This is a genomic window from Campylobacter sp. CNRCH_2015_1657 (assembly GCF_025772685.1).
In the GTDB taxonomy this organism is placed as follows: Bacteria; Campylobacterota; Campylobacteria; order Campylobacterales; family Campylobacteraceae; genus Campylobacter_D; species Campylobacter_D lari_D.
The window spans coordinates 1-19,876 of record NZ_JAKMSO010000012.1 but is presented as its reverse complement, the minus strand read 5'-3'; the positions used below and the strand labels follow the sequence as shown (position 1 = coordinate 19,876).

The window sequence follows — 19,876 nt, the reverse complement described above, 5'->3', positions numbered from 1 at the left end:
TTTAAGCCTTTATTTTAGAACCAAAAAAACCATACCATGATACATATAAAAATAGTGGGGCCATAGCCAAATACCCCATGCTTGTTCCAAAATAATCATTAATTAAACCCATGATAATAGGCATAATAGCACCACCAACTATACTCATAACAAGTAAAGAACCACCTAATTTCACTTGATTAAAAGGAAGATTTTTTGTTGCAACTGCAAAAATAGTAGGAAAAGAAATGGACATAAAGAAAAATAATGCAATTAAAATAACTATACTAATAAATCCGCTAGCAAAATACAAGCATACACATAAAATCACATTAATAAAAGAATACCATCCTAAAATAGTCTCACCTTTAATTTTCTTCATCAAAGGCGTAGAAAGAATACGACCTAACATAAAAGCAATTAAAGCTATCGAAAAATAATAAGCCCCTTGTTCATCTTTTAGATTTTCATTATGCTCACTAAGGTAATTTATAAAAAAAGCTCCTGCACTAACTTGATTTGCTATATACAAAAATTGTGCTAGCAATCCAAAATTAAAATGTTTACGCTTAAAAACTCCAATAGGTTTTGAGGTATCTTTTTGTTCATAATCACTACTTACTGCCGATCCTTCTGGAATTTTATTCAATGCAAAAGCAATCAAGATCAAAATAACAATTGCTGCAATACCAACATACACTAGCTGGACATTACCCATATTAGCAAGTAACGCAGCTTCTATTTGTTCTTTACTTGCACCTTCTTCTTGTTTTGTAATAGATAAAAACAAAGCTCCACCTATAATAGGTCCTAAAAATTGACCCAAACCATTAAAACTTTGAGCAGCATTAATTCTAAAACTAGCATTTTTCTCATCACCAAGTTTTACCATATAAGGATTAGCACTAGTTTCCAAAGAACCAATACCGCAAGCTAAAATAAAAAAAGCAAATAAAAATAAGTAAAAATTAGCTAAATTTGTAGCTGGAATAATCAATAAACAACCTATTGCATACAAGATTAACCCAAAAATAATACCAATTTTATAAGAGTATTTATTTGCTATATATCCAGCAGGTAATGCTATGATAAAATAAGCACCAAAATAAGCGAGTTGCAAAAATCCACTTTCATGTTGAGTGATATGTAAATGATTTTGAAAATTCTTATTCATCACATCAATCAGCCCATAACTAACTCCCCATAAAAAGAAAAGAGAAGTTACTAAAATAATTGCTATTTTTATATTTTTAGAGTTATTTAACATATATCCTCCTTATTATTAAATTTCATCCCAATTTAGAGCTCTATCTAAATGGATATATCCACCATCAGGAGTTAAAATTTGTCCTGTTGTGTGTGAAGCAAGAGGGCTTAGTGTAAAAACTGCTGTGTTTGCTATTTCTTCTATAGTTGTAAAACGATGACCTAATGGTATGCATTTTGCTATTTTTTCATATTGAGCTTTTGGATTTGGAAAATTTGACAACCATTTTTCATAAAGAGGAGTCATAACTTCAGCCGGTGCTATAGCATTAACTCTAATATTATCTTTTGCAAAAGCGCAAGCCCATTCTCTTGTAAAACCTATTTGAGCAGCTTTTGCTGAAGCATAAGCTGAAGTTCTACCTTGTCCTGTTAAGCCGGTTTTACTTGTGATATTTAATATACTTCCTTGTTGCTTTTTAATATATGGTAAGCATTCTTTAGTCATAGTATAATAATGAAAAAGATTATTTTCATAAGATTTAATTAATTCTTCAGTTGTAGCATCTTCTATATGTAAATTATCATTTGCTCCAGCATTATTAACCAAAGCATAAATTCCACCATATATATTAACAACACTTTTAACAAGTGTTGAAATTTGTTCTGTATTTTTTAAATCTATTTGATAAAATCCATAATTTCCACAAATGTCTTTTAGCTCATCATCTTTTTCTTTAGAAATTTCACTTCTTGAAAAAATAATTGGAATCCCACCTTCTAAAGCCCATAATTTAGCAATACCATAACCAATCCCTTTAGCACCACCTGTGATGATACAAATTTTGTTTTTAATTTTTAAATCCATAATATATCCTTTTTTATTAATTTAGCAAGTTGTAGCAAGTCTCCAAACTGAAAAATCATTTTGTTCATTTAACTCTGCCTTTACCAATTCTCCATTTGAAATTCTTATGATCAAATCTATAAGCTCATCACGCACTTCTTCTTTTGTCTTAATCCCATCTATAATATTTCCTGCATTAATATCAATAGCATCATTCATATTTTCATAACAAAAAGTATTAGAACTCATTTTAATAGTAGGCACAATAGCTGAACCTGTAGGAGTACCGCGACCTGTAGTAAAAACACAAATATTTGCTCCACCTGCCACCATAGCGCTAAGTTGTTCTATATCATTACCTGGCGTATTCATAAAAGTAAGTCCTTTGGAAATTACAGGTTTAGCATAATCAATCACATCCATTAAAGTTCTAGTACCTGCTTTATAAACACAACCTAAAGACTTTTCTTCTATAGTGCTAAGCCCACCTGCAATATTTCCCGGACTAGGATTTGCTCCGCGTATATCAGCATGAAAAGATTTAACTAAATTCTCATAGCCTAAAATCTTATCATATACCTTTTTAGCTACTTCATCATTTTTTGCTCTCTTAGCAAGTATAGCTTCACACCCTATAAGCTCTGTAGTTTCTGCTAAAATTACTGCGCCACCTTCATCAATTACAAAATCACTTAAACTTCCTAAAGCAGGATTGGCACTAAGACCGCTATAACTATCGCTACCACCACATTCTGTGCCTAAAATCAAATCACTAAAATCCCCATCTGTTTTTTCCAATTTTGCAGCATTTTCAAGCATTTGATTTACTATTTTAACACCCTTTTCTATGGTATTTTTACTACCACCGCACTCTTGTATTACTAAATATTCAACCATCTTATAAGGTGTCGCTTCTTTTATTTTTTCAGCTACTATTTTCGCTTGTATTACCTCACAACCAAGTCCTACAATTAAAACACCAAAAACATTAGCATTACTCCCATGGCCTATTAAAACATCTCTAGTTTGCAAAGCATCAAATTCGAGTTGAGAACAGCCATGTTGATGATTGATATATACTGCCCCATTGCATTTTCTGGCTATATTTTCACACACCTTATTAGCACAATGCACGCTTGGTATAATAATGACTTTATTTCTCAAGCCAAATTTTCCATCTTCTCTTCTATAACCCATTATCTTTTTCATATTTATTCCTTATCCCCACGACCTCTAATACCTGCACTATTGTGAATATGCACCCATTCACCTTTATTAATATCACAACTTGCACTAGCTATAGCCTCTGCATATTTGATGACAACTTCATCTTTTTTTATATCTTTTAGTGCAAATTTATGTCCACTCGCAATATCATCTAAAAGTTCTATATTTTCCACGATTTCACCTTTTTTAAAATCACGCAAAGCAGTAGCGACATTATCTTTTTCATTGACTATAATATAGGCTTTCATAATTTTATACCCGTTTCTTTTTCTATAGTTTTAACAAGTTCTTTAGCTTCATTAAAACGAGTATTTAATTCTTCTTTTGTAGCATGTGATAAAGGATGGATGCTTGTATTTGCAAATTCAAATCCTCTGGCTTTTAAAAGCAAAGCAAATCCCATAGGAAAAGCCATGCTCATACCAAATCTTATAGCTTTTAATAAACTTTTTTGAATCAGCAAAGCTCTATCTATATTTTTTTCATTGATTGATTTATAAATTTCACTCATAAGTTCTGGAAAAACACCACCTATACTAGTCATAGAACCCTTTGCCCCTATCAGTAGTGCTCCTGCATAAAATTCTTCTCTTCCTACAAAAACATCAAAATCACCAGGCACTACATCTAATATATGATTTAAAAGTAAAGCATCTCCACTGCTATCTTTTATACCCACAACATTATCAAGCTTTGAAACTCTTTCTATAAATTTCAAACTTAGTGCTGGTGCAAAAAGAGGGATGTTATAAATATACAAAGGAAGCTTCACTTTAGAAGATAAATCTTTAATATATTCAAAAAGTGCATCTTCACTTAATTTATAATAATAAGGCATAGCAAGTAATAAAGCATCAAGCCCTAATTCATATGCTTTTTGTGCCAAAGTAAAAGTATTTTGATAAACTGTTGATGCAATACCTGTAATAGCAGGGAGATTATTTTTTGCAGCTTCTTTTGTAAGTTTCATTATTTTGATTTGCTCTTCTATACCTAAAGCTTGAGAATCTCCTGCACTACCATTACAAAATAATCCATTTAAACCTTTTGAGATACCAAATTCGCAGTATTTAATAAATTCGTTTTCATTAATATTTCCACTCATATCATATGGAGTTAATAAGGCTGGTAAAGTTCCCTTTAATATTCCCATATTTTTCCTTTCATTTTTTGTATATACAAAAATATTTTTATATACAAAAAATATAGCTAAAAATAGAAATTTTTAAAAACATCAAAATGATAAAAAAACAATACAAAAGTCTTATAAAAGTAGTTATAATCAATCATCTAAAGCAAAAACTACTAATAGAAAATATTTTTTATATTATTAAAAATGTTACTAAAAGTAAAAAATATGATAGAATTTATCTATTGAAAAAGGAGTAAAATGACACATCAACCAACATTAAGAGTTTTAAAAATTTTAGAATTATTGGGCAATAATAGTCAAAAAAATACACTAAGCTCTATTGCAAAAGATTTAAATATCCCTCCAGGGACACTTTCTCCTATACTTCAAACTTTACAAGCTAAAAATTACATTAAATGTGATAAAAATAAATTTTACACATTAGATTATAAAATTTTAGAAATTAGCCGTTGTATTTCAATAAAAAATAGCGCATTAGAATTAATTAAAAAACATATGAAAAACATCAGAAACTTAACAGGACAAACATGCCAAATGGGAATATTAAAAGAAGGAAATGTATTTTATTTAGAAAAACTTGATTCGGATAATCAAATACAAATCAAGTCTTTTGTCGGTGCTTCATATCCAGCTTACGCTACATCTTTAGGAAAAGCATTACTAGAAAAGAAAACCTATAAAGAGCTTGAAAAAATTTATCCAAATCCTTTTGAGAAAATAACACCAAATACATTAAATAATCTAAAAGAGCTTTACGAAGAATTATCTTCTATCAAAGAAAATAAAATAGCATTAGAAAGTGGAGAAATGAACCCAGAAATTGAGTGCATGGCCATAGGAATTGAATACGATGAAAAAATTATAGCTGCAATTAGTATTTCATATCATATATTTTACTCAAATGCAAATTTTAAAGAAAAAAATCAAAAAATTTTACTAGAAGAAAAATACAAAATAGAACAAGATTTAAAATTATATTTCCCGGAATTAGAAAATATATATCAATAAAAATCCCTAATTAGGGATTTTTATTCTTTTTCTTTTAATTTAAGTTTTTGTTCTTGATATAATCCCGTTCCAACAGGAATCATACGACCTAAAATTACATTTTCTTTTAGATCTTCAAGATAATCAAATTTACCTGCAATACTTGCTTCTGTTAAAACTTTCGTTGTTTCTTGGAAAGAAGCAGCTGAAATCACGCTATCACTTCCAATAGCCGCTCTTGTTACCCCAAGTAACACAGGTTCAGCCACAGCAGGCTCACCACCATATCTTAAAATTCTTTCATTTTCTTCTCTGAATTTTCTTCTTGAAACTAAATCACCCACGATGAAGTTAGTATGACCACTATCTACAATTTTAACTTGTCTTAGCATTTGTGATACGATGATTTCAATATGCTTATCAGAAATCACAACACCTTGACCGCGATAAACTTGCTGAATTTCAGAAATAAGATAATAATGTAATGCTTTTTCACCTAAAATTCTAAGTACATCATGGCTTGAAATAACTCCATCGGTTAATTTTTCACCCGCATGGATAAACTCACCATCTCTTACTTGAATACGTTTTGATTTATCTATCAAATACTCTGCACTACTTCCATCTTCTGCTTGAATAATGATTCTTTCTTTTGATCTTAAAGGCTTATCAAATCTAACAACTCCGTCAATTTCAGCTACAACGGCAGTGTTTTTCGGCTTTCTTGCTTCAAATAATTCAGATACTCTTGGAAGACCCCCGGTAATATCTTTTGATTTAGCTGCTGCCTTTGGTGTTTTAGCTAAAATATCAGCTTGCTTCACCTTATCACCATCATTTACATAAATAACAGTTTTTGGCTCTAATTGATAACGCACTACTTTGTCATTTTCACCTATGATTAACAACGCTGGACGCACTCCACTTGGTAAATACTCATTAATAACAAGCGATCTTTTACCTGTTGCTTCATCAATTTGTTCATCAGCACTATAGCCTGATTCAATATCTTCAAAATTTATAGTACCTGCAACCTCTGCAATTACGGTGTTATTATATGCATCCCATTCAGCAATGATAGTTTTGTCTTCTTTGCTTGATTTTGCTATGATAGCTTTAGGATTATCCACAAAAGCACTATCATCAAATTCAATCACGGATTCTCTTGGTATATAATGTCTTTTTGCTTCTCTATCATTTTCATCAGCAATAACAACAAAAACACCTTTTTCTTTAACTATATCACCTTTTTTAAGATTTTTAATCCTATCTAAACCATCGCCTTTGAGCATGTAAAATTTTAATGTGCCTTTTGCACCTGCTATAATATCTTGAGTGATAGGATCACCATCTTTTACTAGCAATTCACTTGCATAAGGAATACGATTTGGTATATTCCAACCTTCTTTGATTACTTCAACAATACTTTCATTTTCAGCTACTTCAACACCATCACTATATGGAATATATAACTTACCTTCGATATTACCACTTACACCAGCAAGCTCATTAGCTTTTGCTAAATCATATTTTCTTAATATAAATTTAGCTTCATTGTTTTTTGCTTTAACACTAACCACCACATCTTCATACGCATGTTCAATATGGATAGTTCCTTTAAATGGAGCTTTGATTTTTGGCTCAACAAGTAAAATAGCAGCATTGCGATGATTTGCAACGATAGTTTTACCTTGTCTATCTTCATAAGTGTTAAGATTATAAAATCTTACAAAACCTTCTTTGTGTGCTACTACTTGACGATCTTGCAAATCTGTACTAGCAGTACCACCACTATGGAAAGTTCTTAGTGTAAGCTGAGTTCCTGGTTCACCGATTGATTGAGCAGATATAATACCTACAGCTTCACCTGGCTTAACTAATTTGCCCTCACCTAGGTTAATACCATAGCATTTAGAACAAACTCCTTTTTTAGCTTTACAAGTAATAGGAGTTCTAATACTTACACTCTTTACACCACTTTCAACAATTACTCTAGCTTTTTCTTCATCTATTAAAGTACCTTCTGAAAATAAAATTTCATTAGTAATAGAATCAATAATATTTTCAGCTAAAACTCTTCCTAAAATTCTTTCCTCTAAGGTTTCAATCACAACACCATCTGCTGTGATTTCATTAATTTCAACACCCTCATGTGCACCACAATCATCCATTGTAACTTTTACATTTTGTGCCACATCGATAAGCTTTCTTGTTAAATAACCTGCATTTGCTGTTTTTAATGCTGTATCTGCGAGACCTTTTCTAGCACCATGAGTTGAAATAAAATATTCAAGAACATTAAGTCCTTCACGGAAATTTGAAATAATCGGTGTTTCAATGATTGAGCCATCAGGTTTTGCCATAAGACCTCTCATCGCAGCAAGCTGTGAAATTTGAGCTGCTGAACCTCTAGCACCAGAATCTGCCATCATATAAATAGAGTTAAATCCTTCTTTATCTTTTTTAATTAACTCCATCATGTCTTTTGACAAGATATTATTAGTGCTTTTCCAAATATCGATAATTTTATTATATCTTTCACCCGAAGTAATCAAACCTAAATTATATGAATTTTGAATTTCTCTTACTTGTTTTTTAGCTTCTTCTATGCTTTTTTGCTTTTGATCAGGCACAATAATATCAGCAATTGAAATAGAAATACCTGCTTTTGTTGCATATTCAAAACCAAGATCTTTTAGTTTATCTAAAAAGCTAGCACTTACTTCAAGGCCACCCTCTTTATAAACATAATCAACCAAAGCTGCAATATCTTTTTTCTTCATGACTTTATTCCACATATTTTCAGGAACAAAATCAGGTAAGATAGACTTAATAATCAATCTACCCGCGGTTGTTGTGATTTTTCTTCCATCAACCACACTTCTAATGCTTGCATGAATATCTAAAGATTTTGCTTCTAGAGCAATCATAACCTCTTCAATACCTGTGCAAATTTTATGCTCACCTTTAGCACCATCTTTTTCTAAAGACAGATAATAAATCCCCAAAACCATATCTTGAGAAGGCACAGTTACAGAACGACCACTTGCTGGAAGCAAGATATTCATAGATGAGAGCATTAATACTTTACACTCAGCTATTGCCTCTTGAGATAAAGGCACATGCACAGCCATTTGGTCCCCGTCAAAGTCAGCATTAAATGCCGCACACACTAATGGATGAAGTTGAATCGCTTTACCCTCTACAAGCACAGGATGGAAAGCTTGGATGGAAAGCTTATGCAAGGTTGGAGCACGGTTAAGCATTACAGGATGACCTTTAACAACCTCTTCTAAGCACTCCCAAACCTCATTAGTTTTGTTTTCTATCATTTTTTTAGCTTGTTTTACGGTAGTTGCATAACCTTTTTCTTCAAGCTTAGCTAACAAATGTGGTTTAAATAATTCTAAAGCCATTTTTTTAGGTAAACCGCATTGATCCATTCTAAGTTTTGGTCCAACAACAATAACACTACGACCTGAGAAATCCACCCTTTTACCAAGTAGATTTTGTCTAAAACGACCTTGTTTACCTTTGATAATTTCACTTAAAGATTTCAATGGGCGCTTATTTGCACCTTTAACTGCATTTGCTCTTCTGCCATTATCAAACAAAGCATCAACTGCTTCTTGTAGCATTCTTTTTTCGTTTCTAATGATAATTTCAGGTGCATCAAGCTCCATAAGTCTTTTTAAACGCGTATTTCTATTGATAACCCTTCTATATAAATCATTCACATCAGAAACTGCAAATTTTCCACCATCTAAAGCTACCAAAGGTCTTAAATCAGGTGGTAATACAGGCAAATTTGTGATCATCATCCACTCAGGACGATTTGGTACTACTTCATCAATATTTGTATTGCTATTTAAATTACTATTTAAGAAATTTTCTACCACTTTTAAGCGTTTGATGATAGTTTTTTTCTTTGCTTCTGAATTAGTTGCTGCAATATCTTCTTTTAATTTATTTAAAAGCTCGACAAGATCTAAATTTGCTAGTAAATCTCTAACAACTTCACCACCCATTCTAGCTTTAAATCCACTACTTTCATAGCGTTGCATTAAATTTAAATACTGCTCTTCATTTAACACATCACAAAATTCAACTTTTTTAGTATTTTCATTATCATAGTACGCATCACCTGGATTTTCTACTATATATGCTTCATAATATAATACGCGTTCTAAGTCTTTCATCTTTACGCCGAGTAAAGTACCTATACGACTTGGTAAAGAGTTCACATACCATATATGTGCTACTGGGGTAACTAGCTCAATATGCCCCATTCTTGAACGACGCACTTTAGAACTAGTAACTTCAACACCACATTTTTCACACTTAATGCCCTTAAAACGCATTTTTTTATACTTACCACAAAGACATTCATAATCTCTTACTGGTCCAAAAATTTTAGCACAAAAAAGCCCATCTCTTTCAGGCTTTAAAGTTCTATAATTAATCGTTTCTGGTTTTTTTACTTCCCCATAAGACCATGATTTGATTTTTTCAGGACTTGCAAGTCTTAATTGAAAAGCTTCAAAGTCTCTAGGTCTGCCATCTTCTTTTATTTCGATAGGTTTAAATTTACTCATTATTCTCATCCTTATCAAAAATCTCAACATCTAAAGCAAGAGATTTTAATTCATTTGTAAGTACAAAGAATGTCTCTGGAATACCTGTTGCTGGAACATTCTCGCCTTTTGTTAAAGCTTTATAAGCACTAAATCTACCCTCAACATCATCAGATTTAATAGTAAGCATTTCTCTTAAAGTATGAGCTGCTCCATAAGCTTCAAGAGCCCAAACTTCCATCTCACCAAATCTTTGCCCACCAAATAATGCTTTACCACCAACTGGTTGTTGTGTTACTAAGCTATAAGGTCCAGTGCTTCTTGCGTGAACTTTTTCATCTACTAAATGGTGTAATTTAAGCATATACATACATCCAACATGCACACGCTCTGCCATTTTTTCACCAGTTCTTCCATCATAAAGTTCGCTTTTTCCATCCATAGCTATTTTAGCCATTTCAAAAAGCTTACCAAATTCTTCAACCGTTACACCTTCAAATACAGGAGTAGCAAATTTTACCCCTTTAGCCCAATCTCTAGCATAAGAAATAAGTTGCTCATCATTTAAAGTTTGTACAAATTTCTTTTCTAGCTCAAGTCTAGATACACTACAAATTTCAAGAATTTTTTCGCGTAATTCTTTTACAAAATCTTTTTGTTTTCTATCAAAAATTTCTTGAATTTGATCACCTAGTCTCATACCAACAATTCCTAAGTGACTTTCAAGAATTTGCCCTATATTCATACGGCTTGGAACCCCTAGAGGATTTAAAGCTATATCAATAGGTCTTCCATCAGGTAAATATGGCATATCAACTTCTGGAACGATATTAGAAACAATACCTTTATTTCCATGGCGTCCTGCCATTTTATCCCCAACTTTTAATTTTCTCTTAGTCGCAATATATACTTTAACAAGTTTTACTACTCCACTTGGTAAAATATCATCTTTTTCTAAAATTTCTAATTTTTCATCATGTTCTGTTTTAAGCTTTTTCTTCTCATTTTGGAAATGGTTTTTTAAATCATCGTATTCTTTTTGCACTTCTTTAGAATAAGCCTTAACTAAAGAATTTAATGCAAAACGATTGATTTTTTCTAATTCTGTAATTTCTACTTTGGAACCTTTTTTATATTTAACACCATTTATTTCTTCATCTGAATTTAAAGGCGACTTAGAAAGTAAAGAACAAACTCTTAAAGTTTCTTCTCTGTCCATCATCAAAAGTCTATCGTGATGTTCTTTTTCAAGGTTTAATTTTTCATCATCATAAGCTTTTATAGCGCGTGCATCTTTTTCATAACCTTTTTTAGTAAATATTTTTACATCTACAACAACACCTTCCAATGAAGCAGTTGCATATAAAGATTTATTTACAACATGTCCTGCTTTTTCACCAAAAATAGCTCTTAATAATCTTTCTTCAGGTGTAGGTTTTACTTCACCTTTAGGAGAAACTTTACCCACTAAAATCATGCCAGGCTTAATATGGGTTCCTATTTTAGCAATACCACTCTCATCAAGATGTGCTAAATCCTCTTCTTTTACATTTGGAATATCTTTTGTAATTTCTTCTACGCCGTCTTTAAGTTCTCTAGCCTCTACTTCTTTTTCATAAATATGAACACTAGTGAAAGTATCTTCACGTAAAATTTTCTCACTAATTACAATAGCATCTTCATAGTTATACCCATGCCATGGCATAAATGCGATTAAAGCATTTTTACCAATAGCAAGTTCACCTTGATCCATACTTGGACCATCTGCAATGATTTGACCTGCTTGAATAAATTCGCCTTTTTTCACAATCGGGTGTTGAATAAAAGTTGTATTTTGGTTAGTTCTTAGATTTTTTTCCATTTTATAATGATCAATAAATGGTCCATTTTCATCTTCGCCCAAAATAAAAATATTTTTATTATCAACTTTTTCTACAATACCTGCTCTTTTAGCTTTAATAGCTTCCCAAGCATCACGCGCAATGATTTTTTCCATACCAGTACCTACTATAGGTGCTTGTGCGGTTAGTAAAGGCACTGCTTGACGCTGCATGTTTGAACCCATCAAGGCTCTGTTTGCATCATCATGCTCCAAAAATGGAATCAAAGAAGCTGCAACCCCTACTATCATACCTGAACAAAGGTCAATCAAATGCACTTCTTCTCTTCTTGCTAAGATTGTTTCACCATCTTGTCTTGCTTCAACAAATTCTTCAACAATATTACCTTTTTCATCAATTTTAGTTGAAGCAGCTGCGATCACTAAACCTTCTTCTTGAGTAGCGGTTAAATAAACAATTTCATTGCTTACTTTTCCATTTTCTACTTTCTTATAAGGTGCTTCAACAAAACCTAGATCATTTACTTTAGCATAAGTTGAAAGCGTATTAATCAAACCGATATTTTGACCTTCTGGAGTTTCAACAGGACAAATTCTTCCATAATGCGTTGCATGGACATCACGCACTTCAAAACCCGCTCTTTCTTTTACTAAACCACCCTCGCCAAGCGCAGATAAACGACGCTTGTGAGTTACCTCGCTTAATGGATTTGTTTGATCCATAAATTGAGATAATTGACCACCGGTAAAAAATTCCATAATTGTCACAGTAATTGTTTTAGGATTGATCAAGTCATAAGGCATTACTTTATCAATATCTGCATTTAATGCGGTAAATTTATCTCTGATTGATTTTTGCATTTTAGCAAGACCCACATGAAGTTCATTAGCTAAAAGCTCTCCAATCGATCTAATACGACGATTACCTAAATGATCTCTATCATCAATATGGCCTCTACCATTTTTTACTTTAATTAAATATTTTGCAGTTTTTACTATATCTTCATTTGTTAAAACTGTAACATATTCAGGTGTATCTAATCCTAGTTTATGATTCATTTTCATACGACCAACTTTTGTTAGATCATATCTTTCAGGATTAAAAAATAAATCATTTACAAAAGCTTTTGCAGCATCTTTTACTACAGGCTCGCCTGGTCTCATTACTTTATAAATTCTAATAGCTGCTAAATCATTTTCATCTTCTATATTTTCAGTTTGTTTTAATAATTTTAAAGTCTCATTATCTTGAATGAAAGAATTAATAATAGCAGCATCAACTCCATTTGCTAAGTCATTTGCAATATCAAATTGTTTTTCTTCTTTAATTTTAGCTAATTTTCCCTCATCTAATAGCGTTAAAGAATCAAATAAAACCTCACCGGTTTCTTTATTAATAATAGGGTTAGCTAAATATCTATTTGTTAAAATTTCAATTGGATATTCAACCCATTTAACACCGTCTTTTATAAGTTGCTCAGCTTTTTTCTTTGTCATTCTTTTACCGGCTTGATGTACAACATTGCCTTTTTCATCTTTTAAGTCATATTCGACTCTATCTAAAAAGTCATTTGGATTAAATTCAGTTAAAAATTTATCTTTTTTAACATGAATAGTTTGTATAGGGTAAAATAATTTTATAATATCTTGCTTTTTATAACCAAGTGCTCTAAATAAAATAGTAATAGGCACTTTCCTTCTTTTATTAATACGCACATAAAGCACATCTTTTGCATCATACTCAAAATAAAGCCAAGAACCACGATCTGGTATAATTTGAGCTGTATATACTAACTTATTTGCAACAGTAGAACTTTCTTCTTCTTTAAAAATAACACCTGGACTTCTATGAAGTTGATTTACAACAACTCTTTCAACCCCATTAATTATAAAAGAAATTCTATCTGTCATTAAAGGAATTTCTCTAATATAAATTTCTTGTTCTTTGATATCTTTTATACCGATTTTTTCACCCGTTTTTTCATCTTTTTCATGTAAAGTTAAACGGATTTTCATTTTCAAATTTACAGAATAAGTTAAACCTCTTTCCATGCACTCTCTAATAGTGTATTTAGGTTTACCTACTTCACTACTTACATATTCTAAACTTAATCTATTTTGTGGATCATGGATTGGAAAGATAGATTTGAAAACTTTTTCAATTCCACTTTCTGAATTTTTTGCATCTAAATTTAAAAAATAATCAAAACTCTTTTTTTGTAATTGTAATAAATTTGGAATGTCTATTTGTTGTGGAACATTCGAGAAGTCTATTCTTAAACGATTTCCTGATTGTGAATTTAACATATTATTATACCCCATGGTAAAAGTATTGAAAGAAAGAATCCTTATTAAAGGAAAACAAGAAAGGATATAAAATCCTTTCTTTTAAAAATAAAAAATTATTTAAGTTCAACCTTAGCGCCAGCTTCTTCAAGTTGTTTTTTAGCTTCTTCAGCTTCAGCTTTACTAACACCTTCTTTAAGAACTGATGGAGTTTGTTCAACTGCATCTTTTGCTTCTTTTAATCCAAGACCAGTTAAAGCACGAACAACTTTAATTACATTAATTTTTTTATCGCCACCATCTTGTAATACAATATCAAATTCAGTTTTTTCTTCAGCAGCACCGCCAGCAGCACCCGCAACAGCAGCACCCGCAACCATAACTGGAGCAGCAGAAACACCAAATTTTTCTTCAAATTCTTTTACTAATTCTGAAAGTTCAAGAACACTTAGGTTAGAAATAAATTCTAATACATCTTCTTTAGTAATTGCCATTTTTTATCCTTTTTATAATTTTATTCAGCTTCTTTTTTTTCTTTTAATGCATTTAATCCAATTGTAAAATTGGTGATTGGTGCATTCCAAACTTGCAAAAGCATAGCAAGTAATTCATTGCGAGAAGGCATTTTAGCTAAAGCTTTAACTTTATCTACAGAAGCAACTTCGCCTTCGATAAATGCAGTTTTGATCTCAAATGCTTGATTAGCTTCGCTAAATTTATCAGCAACTTTTGAAACATTTAATTGGTCTTCACCCCAAAGATAAATATTAGTATCTTTAAGTTCCATTCCATCTTTGCCGGCATTTTTAAGAGCAATACTTGCTAAAGTATTTTTAATAATTTGAACTTTAACATCCATTTCTCTCGCATTATTTCTTAACTCTTCAAGTTTTTTAGTATTTAAACCCTTATAGTTACAAACTACAACAGCCTCACTAACTTTAAAACCTTCTTCAAGTTTAGAAACAAGTTCAACTTTTTGGCTTTTAGTCATCTTTACTCCTTTCCGACCGGTGATTTCAAGCAGAGCAGAAAAATCTAATTAAGTCCTAGGACCTCGGCTATCTCCAATCTAAGATAAAAATTAGATAAAATAAAAGTTATTATCTTATCTAATTTTTATTAATGAGAGTAAAACTCTCATTAATTTTATTTTGTATCAAGTAATTCTTGAGTATCAAGAGAAAGAGAAGGACTCATAGTTAAAGAAAGACTAGCATTTTTAATATATCTTCCTTTTGCAGCAGCTGGCTTGTGTTTATTAATAGCTTTTACAAATGCTGTCATATTTTCTTTTAATTGTTCTTGAGTAAAGCTAACTTTACCTAAACCTGCATGGATATTTCCTTGCTTATCAACACGGAAGTTAACTTGACCATTTTTAGCATTATTCACAGCTTGTGCAACATCCATTGTCACAGTACCTGTCTTAGGATTTGGCATTAAACCTTTAGGTCCTAAAATACGACCTACTTTACCAACTAAACCCATCAAATTTGGAGTAGCAATTAAAACATCAAAATTCATATTTCCTTTTTGAATTTCTTCTACTAAATCATCACTACCAACTATATCAGCACCTGCATTTTTTGCCTCATCAGCTTTTGCATCTTTTGCTATAACAGCAACACGCACTTTTTTACCTGTACCACAAGGTAAAACTACACTACCTCTTACCATCTGATCTGCATGTCTTGGATCAACATTTAATTTTAAAGCAATTTCAACTGTTTCATCAAATTTAGCAGATGCAAGAGTTTTAACTGTGCTTATTGCTTCATCCATTAAGTAATTTTTATTTGAATCTATTTTTTTTAATAATTCTGTAAATCTTTTAGTATTTTTTGACATTAATTTTTCTCCGCATTTTATATAAAGTGCTACCGCCTTTTTAAACTCTTGGCGGTAAAGAGTATTAATCTACGATTTCAACACCCATAGAACGAGCAGAACCCATAATAATCTTAGCAGCTTGCTCTCTATCTTTTGTGTTCATATCAGCTATTTTTTTATCAACAATTTCTAAAACTTGTGCTTTGGTTAATTTACCTACTTTATTTTTTAAAGGATTATCCGCACCTTTAGAAATACCTGCAGCTTTTTTGATTAAATCAGTAGCTGGTGGTTGTTTTGTGATAAACGTAAAGCTTTTATCCGCATAAACAGTAATAACAACTGGAATATTAAAGCCAGCCATATCTTTTGTTCTTTCATTAAATGCCTTACAAAATTCCATAATATTAACACCTTGTTGACCCAAAGCAGGACCAACTGGAGGTGATGGATTAGCCTTAGTAGCAGCTATTTGTAATTTTATTTCTCCTACGACTTTTTTAGCCATAACCTTACTCCTTTACTTGCTATATTATCAAACTATTTTTTCAACTTGAGAGTATAAGATCTCTACTGGAGTTGATCTGCCAAATATTGAAACATTTAGCTTTAAAACTCCTCTAACCATATCATATTCTTCTACAATACCAACAAAGTTTGCAAAAGGACCTTCGGTTATTCTTACACTTTCTTCTTTATCAAATGAAATTTTAGGTTTAGGTGCTGCTTTATTTTTCACCTTTTCTAAAATAAGATTGATATCTTTTTCACTCAATGGGGTTGGTTTTTTACTTTCCCCTATAAAACGACCAACTTTTGGCAAAGATTGAATTTTATGCCAAAGTTCTGTTGATAAGTCAATATTGGCAAATACATAGCCTGAATACAAACTTCTTTCGCTTATTTTTTCTTTACCATTTTTAAATTCAATCACATCTTCAGTTGGAACAATTACCTCTAGCAATTGTTCTTGAATTCCATGATCTCTAACTAAATTTTCTATGGCTCTTTTTACAGCCATTTCACTACCTGCATAAGTTTGAATTGCATACCATTTATGATTCATTATTTTATCCTATAATCTTAGATAATGAAAATGACATAATCAAGTCAACCAATGCTAAAAATAATGAAACAACAGTAACAACTACAAAAACAGTAATATAAGCATTTCTAACTTGCTCTTTCAAAGGCCAAATAACTTTTGATAATTCAGCTTTTGACAATTTAAAATAAGTTATTAGTTTTTCCATATTTAACCTTATTTTGTGGCAGGGCAAGAGGGATTCGAACCCCCAACCATCGGATTTGGAATCCGGCGCTCTACCGTTGGAGCTATTGCCCTAAGGGCTTTTATATAAAAGCCTTAACTTTTTAATTTAACTTCTTTATGAACTGTATGTTTTTTTAATCTTGGGCAATATTTTTTTAATTCTAATTTTTCAGTTGTATTTTTACTATTTTTAAAAGTACTGTAATTAATATCACCGCACTCTTCACATTTCAAGCCAACTTTAATTCTCATTTTTATTCCTTAAGAAGCGAGATAAAATCTCGCTTATGATTATTTAATAATTTTAGATACAACACCTGAACCAACAGTACGGCCACCTTCACGGATAGCAAAACGAGTACCTTCTTCAAGTGCAACTGGTGCAATAAGACTTACAGTAATTCTAACATTTTCACCTGGCATAACCATTTCAACGCCTTCTGCAAGTTGGATAGAACCAGTAACATCCGTTGTTCTTACATAGAACTGTGGTCTATAGTTATTAAAGAATGGAGTATGACGACCACCTTCATCTTTATTTAAAATATAAACTTCTGCTTCAAAGTCAGTATGTGGAGTAATTGATTTTGGCTTAGCAAGAACCATACCACGAAGAACATCTTCTTTTTTAGTACCACGTAGAAGAACACCTACATTATCACCTGCTTCACCTTGATCCATTTCTTTTCTAAACATTTCAACACCAGTTACTGTAGTGCTTTGTGTTTCTCTAATACCAACGATTTCAATAGTATCACCAACTTTAACAACACCTTTTTCAATTCTACCAGTAACAACTGTACCACGACCTGAAATTGAGAATACATCTTCGATTGGCATTAAGAAATCTTTATCTGTATCACGAGCTGGAGTTGGAATATACTCATCAACTGCTGCCATAAGATCTAGGATTTTTTTAGACCATTCTCCATCTTGTCCAGCTTTTGCTTCTTCAAGAGCTTGTAAAGCAGAACCTGAAATAATTGGAGTATCATCTCCTGGGAAGTCATAAGAACTTAATAGTTCTCTAATTTCCATTTCAACTAATTCTAATAATTCAGCATCATCAACCATATCAGCTTTATTCATGAAAACAACGATATATGGTACACCTACTTGGCGAGAAAGTAAGATGTGCTCTCTAGTTTGTGGCATTGGACCATCTGCAGCAGAAACAACAAGAATAGCACCGTCCATTTGAGCAGCACCAGTAATCATATTTTTAACATAGTCAGCGTGACCTGGGCAGTCTACGTGTGCATAGTGACGATTTTCTGTTTCATACTCAATATGAGAAGTTGCAATAGTAATACCACGCTCTTTTTCTTCAGGAGCATTGTCGATATTATCATAATCTTTAAGCTCAGCCAAACCTCTTCTTGAAAGAACAGCAGAGATAGCAGCTGTTAAAGTAGTTTTACCGTGGTCAACGTGACCAATAGTACCAATATTTACGTGAGGCTTATTACGTGAAAATTTTTCTTTAGCCATCTTTTTCCTCCATATAAAATTTACAAACAAATACTAATTTATGTTTTATAATCTTTTGAAATCAATGGAGCTCATAGCGGGACTTGAACCCGCGACCTCTCCCTTACCAAGGGAGTGCTCTACCTCTGAGCCATACGAGCGCTCAGAAAAATTAAAAACATAAATTATAAAATTTTGGAAATTGAAACTGCTAGAAATTCTTAATTTAAAAACAGCTCCCAGTTTCACTCTACCAAAATTAGGTTGGAGCGGGAAACGGGACTCGAACCCGCGACCCTCAGCTTGGAAGGCTGATGCTCTAGCCAACTGAGCTACTCCCGCAAAGCAATGGTGGTGAGTCGTGGATTCGAACCACGGAAGGCGAAAGCCAGCAGATTTACAGTCTGCCCTCGTTGGCCACTTGAGTAACTCACCATGATAAAAATGCTTTTTATTTCTGGTCAAACACTGCTATCAACAATGGAGCTGGTTAAGGGACTTGAACCCCCGACCTGCTGCTTACAAGGCAGCTGCTCTACCAACTGAGCTAAACCAGCAAAAAATAAAGTTGAATTATAATGTAATTTTGAATTAATGTCAAGTGTTTTAAATAATTTTATATAATTTTTAAAAAAATAAAGGATTGATTATGAAAATTTTATTTTCACCTAGCGAAAGCAAAAATAAAATAAATACGCAAGGTTATATAAATAAAAACTCTTTTGTTTTTAGTAATTTATATAGTAAAAGACTTGAAGTACTTACAAAATATAAAAATCATATAAAACAATGCAATGAAGTTGAACTTGAAAAATTTTTTGGTATAAAAGATGCAAGTGAAATAGAAGAATTAACTCATGATATTTTAACAAAAGAAACAAACAAAGCTATTCAAAGATATAATGGAGTTGCTTTTGATCATTTAGACTATGAAAATTTAAGCGAGAATTCAAGAAAATACATAGATGAGAATGTTTTGATATTTTCTAATCTTTTTGGTCCTATTTTAGCAAAAAATTTAATACCTTATTACAAATTAAAACAAGGAGAGAAAATTAAAGAATTTAATATAGAAAAATATTACAAAGATAGTTTCTCTGATGAACTCGATAAATTTTTAGAAAATGAATTAGTCATTGATCTTAGAGCTAAATTTTATGAAAAATTTTATACTATTAAAAAGCCTTTTTTAACTTTTACC

17 protein-coding genes and 5 tRNA genes are annotated in these 19,876 nt (G+C 31.8%); 2 read left to right on the top strand and 20 right to left on the bottom strand.

The genetic code is table 11. From position 1 onward, the window contains the following. Window position 1 precedes the first annotated feature (1 nt). From fucP to L8X27_RS07385, 5 genes are read right to left on the bottom strand one after another with little or no spacing between them, the layout of a single operon-like run. On the bottom strand, window positions 2-1,246 hold the full coding sequence (gene fucP, locus L8X27_RS07405) for an L-fucose:H+ symporter permease (protein WP_263666848.1): 1,245 nt from the start codon (window positions 1,244-1,246) through the stop codon (window positions 2-4). A 15-nt stretch (window positions 1,247-1,261) separates the two neighbouring features. Continuing rightward, a complete protein-coding gene (locus L8X27_RS07400) occupies window positions 1,262-2,053 on the bottom strand; it encodes an SDR family oxidoreductase (protein WP_133319928.1) in 792 nt (263 codons plus the stop codon). Between the two features lie 21 nt (window positions 2,054-2,074). Next, complete coding sequence (locus tag L8X27_RS07395) at window positions 2,075-3,241, bottom strand: UxaA family hydrolase (RefSeq protein WP_263681167.1); 1,167 nt, start codon at window positions 3,239-3,241, stop codon at window positions 2,075-2,077. Between the two features lie 2 nt (window positions 3,242-3,243). Further along, window positions 3,244-3,507, bottom strand: a complete 264-nt coding sequence (locus L8X27_RS07390; RefSeq protein ID WP_133319930.1) for a UxaA family hydrolase — start codon at window positions 3,505-3,507, stop codon at window positions 3,244-3,246. After that, complete coding sequence (locus L8X27_RS07385) at window positions 3,504-4,412, bottom strand: dihydrodipicolinate synthase family protein (protein ID WP_263671782.1); 909 nt, start codon at window positions 4,410-4,412, stop codon at window positions 3,504-3,506. The genes L8X27_RS07390 and L8X27_RS07385 overlap by 4 nt, the downstream gene beginning before the upstream one ends. 237 nt (window positions 4,413-4,649) lie before the next feature. On the opposite strand from L8X27_RS07385, the gene L8X27_RS07380 reads away from it, so the two are divergent. Next, a complete protein-coding gene (locus L8X27_RS07380; RefSeq protein ID WP_263671784.1) occupies window positions 4,650-5,420 on the top strand; it encodes an IclR family transcriptional regulator in 771 nt (256 codons plus the stop codon). Between the two features lie 20 nt (window positions 5,421-5,440). On the opposite strand, the gene rpoC is transcribed toward L8X27_RS07380, so the two are convergent. From rpoC to L8X27_RS07305, 15 genes are all read right to left on the bottom strand, one after another. Further along, window positions 5,441-9,994: a DNA-directed RNA polymerase subunit beta' gene (rpoC, locus tag L8X27_RS07375; protein ID WP_263670383.1), complete on the bottom strand. Its 4,554-nt coding sequence runs from the start codon at window positions 9,992-9,994 to the stop codon at window positions 5,441-5,443. Beyond that, window positions 9,987-14,120: a DNA-directed RNA polymerase subunit beta gene (gene rpoB, locus L8X27_RS07370; protein ID WP_263671786.1), complete on the bottom strand. Its 4,134-nt coding sequence runs from the start codon at window positions 14,118-14,120 to the stop codon at window positions 9,987-9,989. The genes rpoC and rpoB overlap by 8 nt, the downstream gene beginning before the upstream one ends. A 95-nt stretch (window positions 14,121-14,215) precedes the next feature. Continuing rightward, the gene (gene rplL, locus L8X27_RS07365; protein WP_012661184.1) at window positions 14,216-14,593 is read right to left on the bottom strand and encodes a 50S ribosomal protein L7/L12; all 378 of its coding nucleotides are present in this window, start codon (window positions 14,591-14,593) and stop codon (window positions 14,216-14,218) included. A gap of 20 nt (window positions 14,594-14,613) precedes the next feature. Then, entirely contained in the window at window positions 14,614-15,093 is a 480-nt protein-coding gene (gene rplJ, locus L8X27_RS07360; RefSeq protein WP_133319935.1) for a 50S ribosomal protein L10, read from the bottom strand. Between the two features lie 155 nt (window positions 15,094-15,248). Further along, a complete protein-coding gene (gene rplA / locus L8X27_RS07355; RefSeq protein WP_039617747.1) occupies window positions 15,249-15,950 on the bottom strand; it encodes a 50S ribosomal protein L1 in 702 nt (233 codons plus the stop codon). 64 nt (window positions 15,951-16,014) lie between these two features. Then, window positions 16,015-16,440 carry a 50S ribosomal protein L11 gene (gene rplK / locus L8X27_RS07350; RefSeq protein ID WP_012661181.1) on the bottom strand — a complete coding sequence of 142 codons (426 nt, stop codon included), beginning with the start codon at window positions 16,438-16,440 and terminating at the stop codon, window positions 16,015-16,017. Between the two features lie 27 nt (window positions 16,441-16,467). After that, window positions 16,468-17,001 (bottom strand): transcription termination/antitermination protein NusG, encoded by a 534-nt coding sequence (gene nusG / locus L8X27_RS07345; protein ID WP_087684660.1) that lies wholly within the window; start codon window positions 16,999-17,001, stop codon window positions 16,468-16,470. A 1-nt stretch (window position 17,002) separates the two neighbouring features. After that, a complete protein-coding gene (gene secE / locus L8X27_RS07340; protein ID WP_039617745.1) occupies window positions 17,003-17,185 on the bottom strand; it encodes a preprotein translocase subunit SecE in 183 nt (60 codons plus the stop codon). A gap of 16 nt (window positions 17,186-17,201) precedes the next feature. Beyond that, a tRNA-Trp gene (locus tag L8X27_RS07335) sits at window positions 17,202-17,277 on the bottom strand. 21 nt (window positions 17,278-17,298) lie between these two features. After that, the gene (rpmG, locus tag L8X27_RS07330; protein WP_039617743.1) at window positions 17,299-17,457 is read right to left on the bottom strand and encodes a 50S ribosomal protein L33; all 159 of its coding nucleotides are present in this window, start codon (window positions 17,455-17,457) and stop codon (window positions 17,299-17,301) included. A 39-nt stretch (window positions 17,458-17,496) separates the two neighbouring features. Next, on the bottom strand, window positions 17,497-18,696 hold the full coding sequence (gene tuf, locus L8X27_RS07325; protein WP_039617742.1) for an elongation factor Tu: 1,200 nt from the start codon (window positions 18,694-18,696) through the stop codon (window positions 17,497-17,499). A 65-nt stretch (window positions 18,697-18,761) separates the two neighbouring features. Beyond that, window positions 18,762-18,836: transfer RNA gene (locus tag L8X27_RS07320), tRNA-Thr, on the bottom strand. 104 nt (window positions 18,837-18,940) lie between these two features. Further along, window positions 18,941-19,017 (bottom strand) — tRNA-Gly (locus L8X27_RS07315). A 7-nt stretch (window positions 19,018-19,024) separates the two neighbouring features. Further along, window positions 19,025-19,110: transfer RNA gene (locus L8X27_RS07310), tRNA-Tyr, on the bottom strand. Between the two features lie 46 nt (window positions 19,111-19,156). Continuing rightward, window positions 19,157-19,232, bottom strand: a tRNA-Thr gene (locus tag L8X27_RS07305). 92 nt (window positions 19,233-19,324) lie between these two features. Here L8X27_RS07305 and yaaA point away from each other — a divergent pair. Further along, the coding region (yaaA, locus tag L8X27_RS07300; RefSeq protein ID WP_263671788.1) for a YaaA family protein at window positions 19,325-19,876 on the top strand (552 nt) is incomplete at its 3' end.